13 protein-coding genes and 2 tRNA genes are annotated in these 16,684 nt (G+C 63.7%); 5 read left to right on the plus strand and 10 right to left on the minus strand.

Annotation, left to right across the window (positions count from 1 at the left end; translation table 11 throughout):
• Positions 1-153: 153 nt before the first annotated feature.
• From KKQ75_RS04530 to paaN, 7 genes are read right to left on the minus strand one after another with little or no spacing between them, the layout of a single operon-like run.
• Complete coding sequence (locus KKQ75_RS04530; protein WP_250131001.1) at positions 154-1,395, minus strand: ABC transporter substrate-binding protein; 1,242 nt, start codon at positions 1,393-1,395, stop codon at positions 154-156.
• Positions 1,396-1,425: 30 nt separating this feature from the next.
• A complete protein-coding gene (gene pcaF / locus KKQ75_RS04535) occupies positions 1,426-2,631 on the minus strand; it encodes a 3-oxoadipyl-CoA thiolase (protein ID WP_213360636.1) in 1,206 nt (401 codons plus the stop codon).
• Between the two features lie 6 nt (positions 2,632-2,637).
• Positions 2,638-3,960 carry a phenylacetate--CoA ligase PaaK gene (gene paaK, locus KKQ75_RS04540; protein ID WP_213360638.1) on the minus strand — a complete coding sequence of 441 codons (1,323 nt, stop codon included), beginning with the start codon at positions 3,958-3,960 and terminating at the stop codon, positions 2,638-2,640.
• A gap of 38 nt (positions 3,961-3,998) precedes the next feature.
• Positions 3,999-4,451: a hydroxyphenylacetyl-CoA thioesterase PaaI gene (gene paaI / locus KKQ75_RS04545; RefSeq protein WP_250131002.1), complete on the minus strand. Its 453-nt coding sequence runs from the start codon at positions 4,449-4,451 to the stop codon at positions 3,999-4,001.
• Positions 4,444-5,970 carry a 3-hydroxyacyl-CoA dehydrogenase gene (locus tag KKQ75_RS04550; RefSeq protein ID WP_213360641.1) on the minus strand — a complete coding sequence of 509 codons (1,527 nt, stop codon included), beginning with the start codon at positions 5,968-5,970 and terminating at the stop codon, positions 4,444-4,446. The genes paaI and KKQ75_RS04550 overlap by 8 nt, the downstream gene beginning before the upstream one ends.
• 2 nt (positions 5,971-5,972) lie before the next feature.
• Positions 5,973-6,767, minus strand: coding sequence for a 2-(1,2-epoxy-1,2-dihydrophenyl)acetyl-CoA isomerase PaaG (paaG, locus tag KKQ75_RS04555; RefSeq protein WP_213360642.1), 795 nt, complete (start codon positions 6,765-6,767; stop codon positions 5,973-5,975).
• A 7-nt stretch (positions 6,768-6,774) separates the two neighbouring features.
• Positions 6,775-8,442, minus strand: a complete 1,668-nt coding sequence (paaN, locus tag KKQ75_RS04560; protein WP_213360643.1) for a phenylacetic acid degradation protein PaaN — start codon at positions 8,440-8,442, stop codon at positions 6,775-6,777.
• 356 nt (positions 8,443-8,798) lie between these two features.
• Here paaN and KKQ75_RS04565 point away from each other — a divergent pair, with 356 nt between their 5' ends.
• The 5 genes from KKQ75_RS04565 (at position 8,799) to KKQ75_RS04585 (ending at position 13,518) form a co-directional block, all read left to right on the plus strand.
• Positions 8,799-9,827, plus strand: coding sequence for a hypothetical protein (locus KKQ75_RS04565; RefSeq protein ID WP_250131003.1), 1,029 nt, complete (start codon positions 8,799-8,801; stop codon positions 9,825-9,827).
• A gap of 148 nt (positions 9,828-9,975) precedes the next feature.
• Positions 9,976-11,031 carry a 2Fe-2S iron-sulfur cluster-binding protein gene (locus tag KKQ75_RS04570; RefSeq protein WP_213360644.1) on the plus strand — a complete coding sequence of 352 codons (1,056 nt, stop codon included), beginning with the start codon at positions 9,976-9,978 and terminating at the stop codon, positions 11,029-11,031.
• A gap of 101 nt (positions 11,032-11,132) precedes the next feature.
• A complete protein-coding gene (locus tag KKQ75_RS04575; RefSeq protein WP_213360645.1) occupies positions 11,133-11,945 on the plus strand; it encodes an IclR family transcriptional regulator in 813 nt (270 codons plus the stop codon).
• 222 nt (positions 11,946-12,167) lie between these two features.
• Entirely contained in the window at positions 12,168-13,136 is a 969-nt protein-coding gene (gene paaX / locus KKQ75_RS04580; RefSeq protein WP_213360652.1) for a phenylacetic acid degradation operon negative regulatory protein PaaX, read from the plus strand.
• A 148-nt stretch (positions 13,137-13,284) separates the two neighbouring features.
• Positions 13,285-13,518, plus strand: a complete 234-nt coding sequence (locus KKQ75_RS04585) for a hypothetical protein (protein WP_213360654.1) — start codon at positions 13,285-13,287, stop codon at positions 13,516-13,518.
• A 197-nt stretch (positions 13,519-13,715) separates the two neighbouring features.
• Here the strand turns inward: KKQ75_RS04585 and KKQ75_RS04590 are convergent.
• From KKQ75_RS04590 to lon, 3 genes are all read right to left on the minus strand, one after another.
• Positions 13,716-13,789, minus strand: a tRNA-Cys gene (locus tag KKQ75_RS04590).
• Positions 13,790-13,859: 70 nt separating this feature from the next.
• Positions 13,860-13,935, minus strand: a tRNA-Gly gene (locus KKQ75_RS04595).
• Positions 13,936-14,073: 138 nt separating this feature from the next.
• On the minus strand, positions 14,074-16,530 hold the full coding sequence (gene lon / locus KKQ75_RS04600) for an endopeptidase La (protein WP_213360656.1): 2,457 nt from the start codon (positions 16,528-16,530) through the stop codon (positions 14,074-14,076).
• Positions 16,531-16,684: the final 154 nt, after the last annotated feature.

A 16,684-nucleotide genomic window follows, 5' to 3' on the forward strand; every position in this document is an offset into this window, starting at 1 on the left:
CGAAGGTCGGTGGGCCAGGGGCGCGTGTAGCGCCCTGCCCCGGGAATCTGGGGGAATCCGTGACAGGAGGCGGGTTCGGGTTGATCCCTGCCCCGCTGTCACGATCCCGTTATCAACGGCGCGGAGCCTGCCGCGCTGGCGTGGATCAGCCGATTACTCGACGAGCGTCCACTTGCCGTCCTTGACCTCCAGCATCTTGAATGCGGACAGGTCCAGGCCGTTGTGGTCTTCGGCAGACATGTTGAAGATGCCGCCGGTGCCGACAAAGCCCTTGGTGGCTTCGATGGCGTCACGCACCTTGGCCTTGTCGGTGCCGCCGGCGGTCTTGATGGCTTCCACCGCCATCATCAGGCCGTCGTAGGCGTGGCCACCGAAGGCGGACGGCTCCTGGTTCCACTTGGCACGGAAGGCATTGTTGTAGGCCTCGACCACGGGCTTCTGCTTGTCGTCGGCCTTGAGCGCTTCGGGAGCGAGCTGCGGGGAGGCAGGCATGCGCACGCCGTTGGCGGCATCGCCGGCCAGCTTCAGGAACTCGTTGGACGCCACGCCATGGGACTGGTACAGCGGCTGCTTGATGTCGAGCTGGCGGTAGTTCTTGGTGGCCACGGCCGGGCCCTGGCCCAGACCAAAGATCAGCACGGCCTGCACATCAGGCGTACCCTTGATCTTGGTGAGCTGGGCGCTCATGTCGGTGTCCTTCGGGCCGTAGGTTTCGTTGGCCACGATCTGGATGCCGGACTTGGCGGCCACGCCTTCGGTTTCCTTCTTGCCGGACTGGCCGAAGCCGCTGGTCTCGGACAGCAGGCCGATCTTGCTGATGCCGCGCTTCTTCATGTCCTCGAACACCTTCTCGGCCGCCATGCGGTCGGTGTGCGGGGTCTTGAACAGCCACTTCTGCGTCGGCTGCGTGATCACCACGGCGCCGGCCAGCGAGATCATGGGCACGCCGGCCTTGTCGACCAGCGGAGCGATGGCCATGGTGGAGCCGGTGGTGGTGCCACCGACGATCACGTCGACCTTGTCGTCCTCGATCAGGCGCTTGCCGAAGCCGTTGGCCTTGTTGGCATCGCTTCCGTCGTCATAGTGCACCAGCTGCAGCTGGCGGCCGTTCACGCCGCCCTGCTTGTTGATGTCCTCGACGTACATCTGCAGGGTTTTCAGTTCCGGATCGCCCAGGAAAGAGGCGGGGCCGGTCACGGACAGCACGGAGCCGACCTTGATCGGGCCGTTGGCGTCACCGCCGGCAGCCGGGGCGCCACCTGCGGCGCTTGTGCCTTCGGCCGGCTTGCTGGCCTCCTTGGAATTGCAGGCCGTCAGCATGGTAGCAGCGCCAGCCAGCATCAAGGCGGTCACAGCGAGCGAGCTGCCGGTCTTCAGGGTGTGCATGGTCATCATCTCTTGTCTCCTTTGGGTGGTTTTCTTCGTTCAAACGCGCTCGATAATCAGGGCAATGCCTTGCCCGACTCCGATACACATGGTGCACAGGGCGTAGCGGCCGCCCCGTCGTTGCAACTCGTAGGCGGCGGTGGTCACCAGGCGCGCGCCGCTCATGCCGAGCGGGTGGCCGATGGCGATGGCGCCGCCGTTGGGATTGACGTGGCCGGCGGTGTCCGGCAGGCCCAGATCGCGCAGCACGGCCAGTGCCTGCGCGGCAAAGGCTTCGTTCAGCTCGATCACATCCATCTGGTCCAGGCTCAGGCCGGTCTGGCCGAGCACCTTGCGCACGGCCGGTGCCGGACCGAAGCCCATGATGCGCGGCGCCACGCCGGCCGTGGCCATGCCGACCACTCGGGCGATCGGCTTGAGGCCGTAGCGGCCGGCGGCCTGTTCCGAAGCGATCAGCAGTGCACAGGCACCGTCATTCACGCCGGAGGCATTGCCTGCCGTCACCGTCAAATCGGGGCCGTTCACGCCCTTGAGCCTGGCCAGCATCTCCAGCGTGGTTTCGGGACGCGGATGCTCGTCGCGGGTGAACATCTTCGGGTCGCCCTTCTTCTGCGGAATGGCAACCGGAATCAGCTCGGCATCGAAACGGCCAGCAGCATCGGCGGCCGCCCAGCGCTGCTGCGAGCGCACGGCGAAGGCGTCCTGGTCCTCGCGGGAGATGTTGAAGTCCTGCGCCACGTTGTCTGCCGTCTGCGGCATCGAATGCGTGTCGTACAGCTTCTTCAGCACCGGGTTGGGAAAACGCCAGCCGATGGTGGTGTCGTAGATCTGCGCGCTGCGCGAGAAGGCGCTTTCGGCCTTGCCCATCACGAAGGGCGCGCGCGACATGCTTTCCACGCCACCGGCGATCATCAGGCCGGCTTCACCCGCCTTGATGGTGCGCGCGGCCAGGCCCACGGCATCCATGCCGGAGCCGCACAGGCGGTTGACGGTAGTGCCCGGCACCTCGATCGGCAGGCCGGACAGCAGCCCGGCCATGCGCGCCACGTTGCGGTTGTCCTCGCCAGCCTGGTTGGCACAGCCGTAGATGATGTCGTCCACCGCGGTCCAGTCGACGCCGGGATTGCGCTCCTGCAGCGCCTTGATCGGCAGCGCAGCCAGATCGTCGGCACGCACGCTGGCCAGGGCACCGCCGTAGCGGCCTATCGGCGTGCGGATGGCATCACAAATGAAAGCCTGCGTCATGACGGATTACCTTTCCTTGGCACGCTGGTCGAGGATGCGCACGGCCTTGCCGGTCAGGGTGCGCGGAATGCCGTCGGGCTGCATCACGGTGATCTTGGTCGAAACCCCGATCAGTGTCTTGATGTGGTGCTGCAGCTGCTTGACAATATCCCGGATATCGGCATCGGGCAGGTCGGCGGCATCGCGCTGCAGTTCGCAGCGCACTTCCAGGTTGTCCATGTGGCCATCGCGGCTCACCACCAGCTGGTAGTTGCCGGCCAGGCGCTTGTCGCGCAGTATCTGCTCTTCGATCTGTGTCGGGAACACGTTCACGCCACGGATGATCAGCATGTCGTCGGAGCGGCCGGTGATCTTGCCCATGCGGCGGAAGGAGCGCGAGGTGGGCGGCAGCAGGCGCGTCAGGTCACGCGTGCGGTAGCGGATGACGGGCATGCCCTCTTTCGTCAGCGAGGTAAAGACCAGTTCACCCAGCTCGCCGTCAGGCAGCACGCGGCCGGTATCGGGATCGATGATTTCGGGATAGAAGTGGTCTTCCCAGATCACCGGGCCATCCTTGGACTCGATGCATTCGCTGGCAACGCCCGGGCCCATCACTTCGGACAGACCGTAAATATCAACCGCATCCAGGCCCAGCTTCTTCTCGATTTCGGCGCGCATGCCCTCGCCCCAGGGCTCGGCACCGAAAATGCCCACCTTGAGCGAGCACTCGGCCGGATCCAGGCCCATCTTCTCGAACTCTTCCGCGATCACCAGCGAGTAGGAGGGGGTCACCATGATGATGTCCGGCTTAAAATCCTGGATCAGCTGCACCTGCTTCTCGGTCTGGCCGCCGGACATGGGCACCACGGTGCAGCCGGCGCGCTCGGCCGCATAGTGTGCACCCAGGCCGCCGGTGAACAGGCCGTAGCCATAGGAGATGTGGCAGATATCGCCGGGACGGCCACCTGCAGCGCGGATCGAACGTGCGCCGAGGTCGGCCCAGTTGCTGATGTCGTTCTTCGTGTAGCCCACCACGGTCGGCTTGCCGGTGGTGCCGGACGATGCGTGCAAGCGGCTGATCTGTTCACGCGGCACGGCAAACATGCCGAAGGGATAGTTGTCGCGCAGGTCCTTCTTGGTGGTGAAGGGGAACTTGGCCAGATCGGCCAAGGTTTTCAGGTCATCCGGATGCACGCCGGCTTCGTCGAACACCTGCTTGTAGTGCGGCATGTTCTCGTAGGCATGGCGCACCGTCCATTGCAGACGCTGCAGTTGCAGGGCCGCAATCTCGTCGCGGCTGGCGGTTTCTATCGGCTCAAGATCGCCGGGCTGGGGTTGCTTGACAGTCATGGTTCTCCTCCATCCTTGTTATTGCGGTGGGCCCAGGCTCAAACGGCCTGTTGCAGCCCCGCGATCACTTCGCCCTGAATGCGGTAGCTCTTGCCGCGGAACAGCGCCACGGTCTTGCCGCCGGCCACGCGCACGGTGATGTCGTACACGCCGGTGCGGCCCGAGAGCGAACGTTCCACCGCCTCGGCTTCGAGCAGATCGCCCTCCTTGCCCGGAGACAGGAAGTCGATATGGCAGGCCGAAGCCACGGTGTTGTGGTTGTAGCTGTTGCAGGCGTAGGCAAAGGCGGTGTCGGCCAGTGTGAAGATCAGGCCGCCGTGGCAGATGTGGTGGCCGTTGACCATGTCGGGCCGCACCTTCATCGTCAGCACCGCGTAGCCGGGGCGTACCTCGACAATCGCCATGCCCAATGCCTGCGCCGCCTGGTCGCGCGACCACATGGCTTCGGCCACATCCAGCGCGAGCTGCTGCTCTGCCGTGTTGTTATTCATGGAACTTCCTTCCTTCATCGATGCGTTGCTGCAGCAGCGGGGAGATGCGATAGCGATCCTCGCCGTAGATATTTCCAAGATGGGCCAGCGTGTCGCGCACGGCGTTCAGGCCCACCTGCTCGGCCCACAGCAAGGGGCCACGCGGGTAGTTCACGCCGAGCTGCATGGCGGCATCGGCATCGCCGGCACTGCATACGCCCTGGTTCACGGCATCGGCGGCCTCGTTGGCCAGCATGGCCACGGTCCGCATCACGGCCAGGCCGGGAACGTCCTTCAGCGGCGAAACCATCAGCCCGGCGGATTGCAGCAGGCCCACGGCATCCTGCACCGCCTGCTCGCGGGCGCTGGCGGCGGCCGTCAGGGCAACACGGCTGGCCTGGGTGTAGTCCAGCGCGAGGTCGATCAGCACGGTGTTGTCCACACCGTTCTGCGCGGCGCGCCGGGCGGCCGTGCGGCCATCCGTCAGGTAGATTACGGCTTCGCCGGCCTCGGCAATGCGCCCGTCCGCATGGACCGGCTTGCGCGAGAAATCGATGCCCTGCAGATGCAGGCGCTGCGCCAGACCAGCCGCGGCAGGCGACTCGCCCACGATGGCAACGTCTGCAGGCGCCGGCATGGCAGCAAAAGCCCGTGCTTCGGGACGCACGGCCCCTTCGCGGTAATCGAAAAAGCCCCGGCCGTTCTTGCGGCCCAGAAAGCCCGCCTCCACCAGCTCCTGCTGCAACAGCGAGGGCTGGAAGCGCTTGTCGTAGAAATAAGCACTCCACACCGACTTGGTCACGGCAAAGTTCACGTCGTGGCCAATCATGTCCATCAGTTCGAACGGCCCCATGCGGAAGCCCCCCGCATCGCGCATCACGGCATCGATAGTGGCATGGTCGGCAGCACCCTCCTGCACCAGGCGCAGCGCCTCGGCGTAGTACGGGCGTGCCACACGGTTCACGATGAAGCCCGGCGTGGACCTGGCATGCACGGCGCGCTTGCCCCAGGCGGTAGCCGTATCGAACAGGGTCTGCGCCACGCCAGCATCGGTCGCCAGGCCGGACACGATCTCCACCAGCTTCATCAGCGGCGCCGGATTGAAGAAGTGCATGCCCGCCAGCCGCTGCGGATGCTGAAGCGCCGAACCAATTGCCGTCACGGAAATCGAGGACGTGTTCGTGCCGAAAATGCAATCCTGCCCCACGATGCCTTCCAGTTCGTTGTACAGGCCTTGCTTGGCCTCCAGCTTCTCGACAATGGCTTCGACGATCAGACCACAACCGGCAAGCTCCTGCAGGCTATTCACGGCGGTGAGACGGCCGGCAGCAGCTGCAGCATCGTCCTGCGACAGCTTGCCCTTGACCGCCAGCTTGTCGAACTGCTGGCGGATGCCGGCCACGGCCTGCTCGGCCGCACCGGCGCGGTTGTCGAACAGGCGCACCGGATGGCCAGCGGCCGCTGCCACCTGGGCAATGCCGGCGCCCATGGCGCCGGTGCCCACCACGCCGATCACGGTTTGCAGAGGCAATGCCGCCATGCTCATTCCCCCTTGAACTGCGGCGCGCGCCGGGCCATGAAGGCGGCGACGCCCTCGTTGTAGTCGTGGCTCCAGCCCAGCTCGCGCATGAAACCGCCTTCCATGGCCAGTTGCTGCTCCAGCGTATGGCCGGCAGCGGCGTGCATGGCCTGGCGCGTACGCACCAGCGCCTTGGTCGGCGCCTGCACCAGCATTTGCACCAGCTTGTCGACGTGCGCCGCAAACTCCTCGTCGGCCACAGCGGCCCAGATCAGGCCCCAGTCGGCCGCCTGTTGCGCAGGCAGCTTCTCTGCCAGCAGCGCCAGACCCATGGCGCGCGCCATGCCGACGCGTTGCGGCAGGAACCAGGTGCCTCCGGTATCCGGCACCAGCCCGATCTTGCTGAAGGCCTGCAGGAACGAGGCAGATTGCGTGGCAATCACCAGATCGCAGGCCAGCGCCAGCGAGGCGCCGGCACCGGCTGCAATGCCATTCACGGCCGCCACGGTCGGCACGCGCAGGTTCTGCAGACGCAGGATCAAGGGCCGATAGTTGCGCTCGACAGCCGCTCCCAGATCCGCCGGCTTGCCGTCCACCGGGGCCACATCGGGATCCGCCAGATCCTGCCCCGCGCAAAAGCCGCGGCCGGCGCCGGTCAGCAGCAGCACGCGCACGCCGGCGTCCTGCTCCAGCTGGTCGAGCGCATGGCGGATTTCCGCATGCATGGCGCCAGTGAAGCTGTTGAGCTTGTCGGGGCGGTTCAGCGTCAGGCGGGCCACGCCATCCTGCACGCTGTAGAGAATGTTCTGGTAGTCCATGCCGCCCTCACGCATGCTCGCGGTACTGCACCACCACGAAGCGGTTGGCGACAAAACCCAGGTCGGTATAGGAGGCGTTGGCACCGGGGTTGCCGCCCGTGCCGTGGTAGTCGGAGAACGCCGCCGACTGATTCACGAACACGCCACCCGTCAGGTTGATCGACAGCGCCACCTTGGAGCGCTGCGTCGCCTTGATCATGGCGTTGATCACATCGCGGCTGGTGGAATACACGCTCACCGTCAGCGCACCGCACTCCTTCACCAGACGCTCGGACAGCGCAATCGAAGCCGCCGTATCCGCCGTCTTCACCACAAAGCTGATCGGGCCGAAGCGCTCTTCCATGTAAGCCTTCTCGTCCGCAGCATCCACGGCAATCAGCACCGGCGTGCTGACCGAAGCGTGCGGAAACTCGGGGTTGTCCAGCTTCTGCGGCGCCAGAATCACGCGACCATGGTGGCCGGCAGCCGCTTCGGCAATGCGGTCTGCCGTCGCGTCGGACTGGATCGCACCCAGCACCGCATGCGCCACTTCCGGCTTGGACAGGAAGCCGCTCACCGACTTGGCCAGGTCATTGCAGACATCGTCGTAGCTCTTGTGGCCTTCATCCGTCTCGATGCCGCCGGCCGGCACCAGAATCGCCTGCGGCGTGGTGCACATCTGGCCGGAATACAGCGACAGCGTGAACGCCAGATTGCGCAGCATCGCCTTGTAGGCATCGGTGGAATCGATCACCACGTTGTTCACGCCGGCCATTTCGGCGTACACGGTGGCCTGCTTGCAGTTGTCGATCAGCCAGTGGCCAAAGCTGTTGCCGCCGGTGAAATCCACCGACCTGACAGCCGGATGCGTCACCAGCTTCTGCGTATCGGCATGACCGCCGGTCACGCACAGGCTTACCAGGTTGGGATCGACGCCCTGCTCCTTCAGCACCTCGCGCATGGTGCGCACGGTAATGGCAGCCGGCAGGATCGAGTTGCTGTGCGGCTTGACGATCACGGCATTGCCCGTGGCCAATGCAGCAAACAGGCCCGGATAGGTATTCCACGTGGGGAACGTGCCGCAGCCGATCACCACGCCCACGCCCTTGCCGACCAGCTCGAAATGCTTCTTCATCACCAGCGGCGGATTCTTGCCCTGCGGCTTTTCCCAACGTGCACTGGGCGCAGACAGCATCTGCACCTGATGTGCCGCCACCACGGACTCCAGGCCGCGGTCCTGCGCATGCGGGCCGCCCGCCTGGAACGCCATCATCCAGCCCTGGCCAGTGGTCTGCATCACGGCGTGGGCAATTTCGAAGCTCTGCTTGTTCAGGCGCTCCAGCATTTCGAGACACACACCGGTACGGCCTTCCAGGCCCAGCGCCTGCCAGGACTCCATCGCCTTCTCGGCCGCAGCCACCAGCGTATCGACATCGCACGCCGGGTATTGCACGTTCAGCTCGATGCCATACGGCGACTTTTCGCTGCCCTGCCAGCCGCTGCTGCCGGGCTGGTCCAACTCGAACTGCTTGCCCAGCAGATCGTCAAAGGCCTGTTTGCCGGCTGCCGGTGCCTCTTCGCCATAGACCTTGGGACTGGGCATCTCGTTGTAGGCAGACCAGTAGCTGCGCTCGCCGAAGGCCTTGAGGCCTGCCTCCAGGGTGGCCTTGTGCTTCTCGTACAGGGGATGGCTCATTGTTCTCGTCTCCAGTTCAGCAGCAGTCGGTTCGCTGCGGGTTTGGCACTTGTCGTGCTACACGAATCGTTGTTGAGGCAAATTTTATAGTATCAATTGAACAAATCCACACTAGGGTTTACGATTAGTGAAACACATTTCGAAGGAAGTAAAAATAGCGTAAATCCATTGATAAATCATGTGGATAAATCATCATCAACACTTCTTAAGCGATCATGAAACCGGCCAAATTGGCTCTATTCTTTGCTTATGTGATACATGATCTTGTTGTTTTTATTTTTCTGTGTGTTATAGTTTTTCCAGACCAGCCGAGGCAGGCTGGCATTGCACCGTACCAACCTATGAGGAGATGAGACATGGCCAGCCATAAGGAACGCTTCGCGGACAAGATGGAATTTCCGCCCGAGATCGAACAACCCAACGTGTACCCCCTGTCGTGGGAATCGCACACCCAGAAGCTGCAGGAAGTCTGGGAAGCCGCCCTGCGCGAGAACTGGGAACCCGAAAAACTGCCTTGGGACACGCTGGACGTGGACAGCTACTCCTGGGAAGAGCGCGAGGCCATCGCCTACTGGTGGACCCTGCTCTCCGTATTCGACGCCTCCGCGCCGCCGGTTTTCGCCGAAGCCCTGATCAAGACCTACGAAGTGCACGAGGAAGATCCGGTGCGCAAGTGCTTCTTCTCCGTCCAGCGTGACGAGCAGAACCACGAAATCATGTGTGGCCTGGCCATCACCAAACTGCTGGGCCACCCGGATCCCATCACCTACGAGCCCAAGACCGAACTGGGCAAGCGTCTGCAGAAGAACACCAAGTGGCTGTACTTCAACGGCTCGCGCTACTGGACCGGCTACAAGCAGGCCGTGCCGAAGTACTCCCTGGCCGTGCTGTTCAGCTCCTTCCTGATGGGCGAAATCGCTGCCGCCACCATCTTCAAGCAGATGTACGAGAACAGCCGCGAGGCCGTGTTCAAGGAAGGCTTCAAGAACATCGGCCGCGACGAAGGCCGTCACATGGCCATCTGCATGGCCGTGATGGAGCGCGACTATCCGAAGATCGCCGAGGAAACCAAAGCCGTGGTCACCAAGCAGATCCGCGCCGGCTATTTGTTCCTGTCTGCCGTGCTGTTCGAGCCCCCGATGGAATTCTGGGACCTGCCCGAAGACTTCATCGCCAACCAGCGTGAAGCCGAGGAAGTGGCGCGCATGGCCGGTTTCGGCATCCCCACCTACGAAGCCAAGCTGGAAAACTGGAAGAACGCCATGCTCAACCTGAAAGGCGTGCTGGACCGCTACAACATCCCGTTCCCCGCCATCCCCGAAGTCGGCATCACCGGCCAGGAAGTGTCCGACATCGACATGGAAGACATCATCCCGGTGTTCTGATCCCGGAATACCGTCCGCAAGGTGCCGCCTCGCGCGGCATCTGCCGGTCACCGCCCTCGCGGCGGTTTCCCGGTGCGCTTCTTTCGCAGGAAGCGCACCCGAAAACCCCCACAAGCAGACGATAACCAGAAACATTCAGGAGACACACATGGCCCGCATCGTGATGCAGCCTTCCGGCAAATCCGTCGAGTGCGCTTATGGCGACACCGTGCTCATGTCATTGGAAAAGGCCGGCTTCGCCCTGCCCAACAACTGCCGCGCCGGCGCCTGCGGCGAATGCAAGGTCAAGGTTCTCTCCGGCCAGTTCGATCAGGGCATGGTGCTCGACATGGCCCTTTCGCAGGAAGACCGCCGCCAGGGCTTCGGCCTCATGTGCATGGCCAAGCCCATCTCCGACGAACTGGTGATCGAATGGGGCACGGAAGACGCCAAGCCCAAGCTATTCCCGCCACGCGAAAACGCCCTGTTCGTGGTGGTGGACAAGCGCATCGTGGCCGCCCGCGTGGTCGAACTGCGCCTGCGCCCGGTCGGCAAGCCGCTGCGCTACTGGCCCGGCCAGTACGTCACGCTCGGCCCCGGCAGCAACAACATCCCGGCCCGCGCCTTCTCCATCGCCAACGCCCCGCGTCCCGATGGCGAAATCACCCTGCAGATCGCCCGCTCCGATGACGGCCCCACCAGCCAGTGGGTGCACGACACCCTCACCATCGGCGACAACGTCAAGCTCTCTGGCCCCTACGGCACCTTCATCGGCGACCCGGCGGTCGATACTCCCATCCTCTGCCTGGCCGCAGGCACCGGCCTGGCCCCTATCATGGCGCTGGCCGAAACCGCGCTGCGCCGCGGCTTCCGCAAGCCTGTCACCCTGCTGTTCTCCGCCCGCACCGAGCCCGACGTGTACGGTCACGGCATGATGGCCTGGTGGCGCACCAAGCACCGCAACTTCGACTACAAGGTCACCCTCACGCGCGAACAGAAGGACGGTTTCCTGCACGGCCGCGTCAACGAGGTGCTGCCCTCCATGTTCCCCGACCTGTCCAAACACACCATCTTTGCCGCCGGCAGCCCGGAGTTCGTCGCCACCTGCGTCGATGCCGTCAAGGCGCTCGGAGCACAGGACGGCATGATCTACACTGAAGGCTTCTTCGCCCAGCAGCAGCCTACGGTGGCCGACGCCTCCCATCTGCTCAGCACGGCGAACTGACGCCTGCCCCCGATCGAGGCGCGGGGGCGGCTGTCTCCCCGCGAACGGTGCGGTGCCTCTGCACTGCACCGTTTTTTCATTGACCCAGGAGGATGCGCTTCATGATCCAGCCAGGAAAAGACAGCAAGAGCGGCGTGCAATCGCTGGAAATCGGCCTGTCCGTGGCGCGCGTGCTGGTCAACAGCCAGGGCCCGATGATGCTCAAGGACATCGCCCTGCAGGCCGACATGCCACCGGCCAAGGCGCACCGCTATCTGGTCAGCCTGATCCGCGCCGGCCTGGTCATGCAGGACCCCGCCACCTCCCACTACGATCTGGGCCCGTTTGCTCTCAACATCGGTCTGGCCGCCGTCAACCGCATCGACCGCATTCGTCTCGGCCTGGAAGCCATCTCCCAGCTGCGCAACCAGATCAACGAAACCACCGCCCTGGCAGTCTGGAGCGCCAACGGCCCGGTCATCGTGCGCTGGGAACGGCCCCGCCGGCCCATCACCGTCAACGTGGTCACCGGCGTCAGCGTAGAACTGCTCAACAGTGCCAGCGGTCTGGTGTTTGCAGCCTGGCTGCCCGAGCGCCGCACCTCGGCCCTGATCCAGGCCGAACTGGCCCGTCAGCCCGCCGACGCCCCCATGCGCACCATGGCAGACGTGCAACAGCGCCTCTCCCAGATCCGCGGACAAGGCGCCGTGTCCATCGGCGAGCACTACTTTGCCGGCGGCGTGCAGGCACTCGGCGCACCGGTGTTCAACTTCCGCAACGAAATCACCATGGCCCTGGTCGTCGTCGGCATCGCCGGCATGAGCGACCTGGGCGAAGACAGCCCGGCCATGCACGCCTTGCGCGAAGCCGCGCAAGCCCTCTCACGGCAGCTCGGCTCCACCGCTCCCGACCCCTCCGCAACCAGGCCAGGCTGACTCGCCCGCACGCATCGCGAGGGCATCGCCCATGCACAAGGGCATGAAACACCTTGGCACCTTCGCACCCGCCAGGCATCCAGGGTTCGTCCCTGCGCGCCGGCAAATCCACGCTGCCTTCCGCACCTCCCGTCCGCCCTGTCCGGAAGACCCTGGCGCTGCTCCGAAAAGCCAGCTGCCGCCTTCCTATAATGATGCATTTGACCCAGCGCAACCCGCCGCATGCCCGCCACCCTCATCCAGGCCCATCTCGACGCCTTCAGCCAGCAACGCCGCATCCGCGCCGGATCGCTCATCATCTCCGCTTTCGGTGATGCGATCTACCCGCGCGGCGGTCGCATCTGGCTTGGCAGCCTGATCCGCCTGCTGGAACCCCTGGGCGTGGGTGAGCGCCTGATCCGCACCACCGTCTTCCGCCTGGCGCAGGACGGCTGGCTGCGCACCGAAGCCTTCGGCCGCCGGGCCGACTACCTGCTTACCCCTGCCGGCCAACAGCGCATCGAAGATGCCGCGGGCCACATCTACGCCTCCAGCACTCCGGTCTGGGACCGCCGCTGGCGCCTGATGCTGGTCGTCGGCGACATCGCCGCGCGCCAGCGCGAGCAACTGCGCCGCGCCCTGTTCTGGCAAGGCTTCGGCCTGCTCGGCACCGACTGCTTCATCCACCCCAGCGCCGACCTGGACGCCGCCTCCGATGCCCTGATGGCCGACGGCCTCGGAGAACTGCTGCAGGAACTGATGCCGCTGCTCGCCGTGGAAAACCACTTCGGCAACTCCGCGCGCGATGTCGACATGGTGCTGCGCGCCTGGAACCTGGAGCAACTCGGCAACGATTACACCGCCTTCGTGGAGCGCTACCGCCCGCTGATCGAGGCGCTGCGCCAGAATCTTGGCGACGTGATCCCCGACGAAACCGCCTTCCTGCTGCGCACCGTGCTGATCCACGAATACCGCCGCCTGCTGCTGCGTGATCCCGAACTGCCCGCCGAACTGCTGCCGCACGACTGGCCCGGCAACGAGGCGCGCCTGATGTGCCGCGAGTTCTACCGCCGCCTGCTGCAGGCCTCCGAGCGTCATCTCGACCAGCACCTGCAATGCGCCAACGGCCACGTACCCCCGGCCCAGCCGCTGCTATACCAGCGCTTCCAGACCGAAGACCCGTTCCAGAACCTCCCACGCACCACACCCTGAGGGAGTTGCGCGAGCAGGACTTCGAGAGGGCCTCCTGCGCACAACACCCTGAATGTAAGGGGATGGTTTATGACAGGTCGGTCACAATAGTGACATGCAAGCTACCCAGAATTGTGCTTGAACTCCTCACCAGCACCTGGGTGCCATCATGCAAGAAAACAAAGACCTGCACTACCAGCTCGCCACCTGGAAAGCCATCGCATTCGCCGCTGCCGACTGCCTGATGGAACGTTGCGACAATCCCGGCCAGACCTACGCCGAAATGGAAGCCTCCCTGCTGGACTTCCCCTCCTCCACCGGCATGCCCGAACTGAACAAGCCGATCCAGCAAGCTCTGCGTGAACTGAAGGAAATGGCGCTGCGCGAAACCAGCGTGGCCTGACTATCCCCGCCTGCACGATTCGCAGGTATCACGCGCACCATTCATCCCCTGTCACCTCCCCTTGCATCAGTAGCGGAGCGCCCCGAGACGGATTGCAAATCCGTCCAGCCGGGTAGCCGTTTGCACGCATGCCGCACAGGCAAAGAAAAAGCACCCAGGCCATAAGACGCTAAGTGCTTGAATGTGCTGTGTTTTTTTGGAGGCGCGACCCGGAGTCGAACCGGGCTAGACGGATTTGCAATCCGTTGCATAACCGCTTTGCTATCGCGCCCTGTCTGGGACAATGCCCAGCCATAGGCTGGACAAAAAAGGGAAGCTTTTGCGAGCTTCCCCTTTGAATATGGAGCGGGAAACGAGGCTCGAACTCGCGACCTCAACCTTGGCAAGGTTGCGCTCTACCAACTGAGCTATTCCCGCGTGAAGCTAAGATTATAGCAAGAAATCAGCGAGTTTTACAAGTCTTCTGATTTTTTGCAGTGTGATGCCACTCACATCTCAACTACGCTTCGGCGCACATTTCTGCATCGCCGAAGCCTTAGATTATATACCGAATTTTCAGTGTTTTGTAGCCGGACGCTTGGCTCGCACGGTTTTTACCGGAGCCGTGGCCGCCGGGTCGATCGGCACACCGGCAGACTCCGCCATCTCCAGCGGCTGCGGCTCGCGCTCCAGCGCAATCGCCAGCACCTGGTCGATCCACTTCACCGGAATGATCTCCAGGCCTTCCTTCACATTGGCCGGAATTTCCTGCAGATCCTTCATGTTGTCTTCGGGAATGATCACCTTCTTGATGCCACCGCGCAACGCCGCCAGCAGCTTCTCCTTCAGGCCGCCGATGATGGTCACCTCGCCGCGCAGCGTGATCTCGCCGGTCATGGCCACATCGCTGCGCACCGGAATGCCGGTAATCGCAGACACCAGCGCCGTCGTCATGGCCGCACCCGCGCTCGGGCCGTCCTTGGGCGTGGCGCCATCCGGCACGTGGATGTGGATGTCCTTTTTCTCGAACACCTCGTCCGCAATGCCCAGGCGTGCCGCACGGCTGCGCACCACGGTACGGGCCGCCTCGACCGATTCCTTCATCACGTCGCCCAGCGAACCGGTACGCAGGATATTGCCCTTGCCCGGCATGATGGCAGTTTCGATGGTGAGAAGATCGCCGCCCACTTCCGTCCAGGCCAAGCCCACGACCTGGCCGATGCGGCTGGCTTCGTCGGCACGGCCATAGGTATAGCGGCGCACACCCAGATAGTCGTTCAGGTTATCAGCCGTCACCACCACCTTGTCGCTCACCTGCTTGAGTTGCACCGCCTTTACCACCTTGCGGCAGATCTTCGACAGCTCGCGCTCCAGCCCGCGCACGCCGGCTTCGCGTGTGTAGTAACGCACGATGTCGCGCACCGCGTCTTCGGTGATCTCCAGCTCCTCGGCCTTCACGCCGTTGTTCGTCATCTGCTTGGGCAGCAGATAGCGCGCGGCGATATTGACCTTCTCGTCTTCGGTATAACCGGACAGGCGAATTACCTCCATGCGGTCCAGCAACGCCGCGGGAATGTTCATGGAGTTCGACGTCGCCACGAACATCACGTCGCTCAGGTCGAAATCCAGCTCGACGTAATGGTCGTTGAAGGTATGGTTCTGCTCGGGATCCAGCACTTCCAGCAGCGCGCTCGACGGGTCGCCGCGGAAGTCCGCACCCAGCTTGTCGATCTCGTCCAGCAGGAACAGCGGGTTGCGTGCTCCTGCCTTGGTCAGGTTCTGCAGCACCTTGCCCGGCAATGCGCCAATATAGGTACGACGGTGACCGCGGATCTCGGCCTCGTCGCGCATGCCGCCCAGCGCCATGCGCACGTACTTGCGGCCCGTGGCCTTGGCCACGGACTGCCCCAGCGAGGTCTTGCCCACGCCCGGCGGGCCGACCAGACACAGGATAGGCGCCTTCACCTTGTCCACACGCTGCTGCACGGCGAGGTATTCCAGGATGCGGTCCTTGACCCGCTCCAGACCATAGTGGTCCTCGTTCAGGATGCGCTCGGCCTCCGCCAGATCCTGCTTGATCTTGGTCTTCTTGCTCCACGGCAGGCCGACCAGCACATCCAGATAGTTGCGTGCCACGCCTGCCTCAGCCGACATGGGCGACATCAGTTTCAGCTTCTTCAGCTCGGCTTCGGCCTTGGCCAGCGCCGCCTTGGGCATGCGCGCAGCCTTGATCTTGCGCTCCAGCTCTTCCAGATCGGCGCCCTCTTCGCCATCTCCCAGTTCCTTCTGGATCGCCTTCACCTGCTCGTTCAGATAGAAGTCGCGCTGGTTCTTTTCCATCTGGCGCTTGACGCGGCCGCGGATGCGCTTGTCGACGTTGAGGATGTCGACCTCGTGCTCGAGTTGGCCAAACAGCAGTTCCAGACGTTGCTGGATATCCATCTTCTCCAGCACTTCCTGCTTGTCTTCCAGGTTCAGCGGCAAGTGCGCGGCGATGGTATCGGCCAGGCGGCCGGCATCGTCGATGCTGCCGATGGAGGACAGGATTTCCTGAGGAATCTTCTTGTTCAGCTTGACGTACTGCTCGAAGGACTGCATCAGCGCACGGCGCAGCGCCTCGATCTCGCTCTGCGCTTCGCGCGACAATTCCTGCGCAACAGCCGCATCGGCTGCTGCAGGCAACACGGTGGCGGTAAAGAACTTCTCGCCCTCTGCAATGGACTGCACCTGCGCGCGCTGACGCCCTTCCACCAGCACCTTCACCGTGCCGTCCGGCAGCTTAAGCAGTTGCAGAATGGAGGCAATGCAGCCGGTGGCGAACATGTCGTCGATGGCGGGCTCGTCCTGGGCGGCCGTCTTCTGGGCCACCAGCATGACGGAACGGCCCGCTTCCATGGCTGCTTCGAGCGCAGCAATGCTCTTGGCGCGCCCGACGAACAGCGGAATCACCATGTGCGGGAACACCACCACGTCCCGCAGGGGAAGCATGGGCAGTTCCACGCTTTCGGGGGGCAGGTAGACAAAGTCAGACATCTCGAACTTCTTTCACAAAAGGGGCTGGATAGCCTGTTATGAGGCCATACACCCTGTTTTCAAGCAGTGCAACGCAGGCGCAACACCGAAAGCGCAGACCGCAAACCCAATGTCCCACAACTCCTCCGGCACGTCATCGCCCGGGGCAATAACC

The organism is Brachymonas denitrificans (assembly GCF_907163135.1).
GTDB lineage: Bacteria > Pseudomonadota > Gammaproteobacteria > Burkholderiales > Burkholderiaceae_C > Brachymonas > Brachymonas denitrificans_A.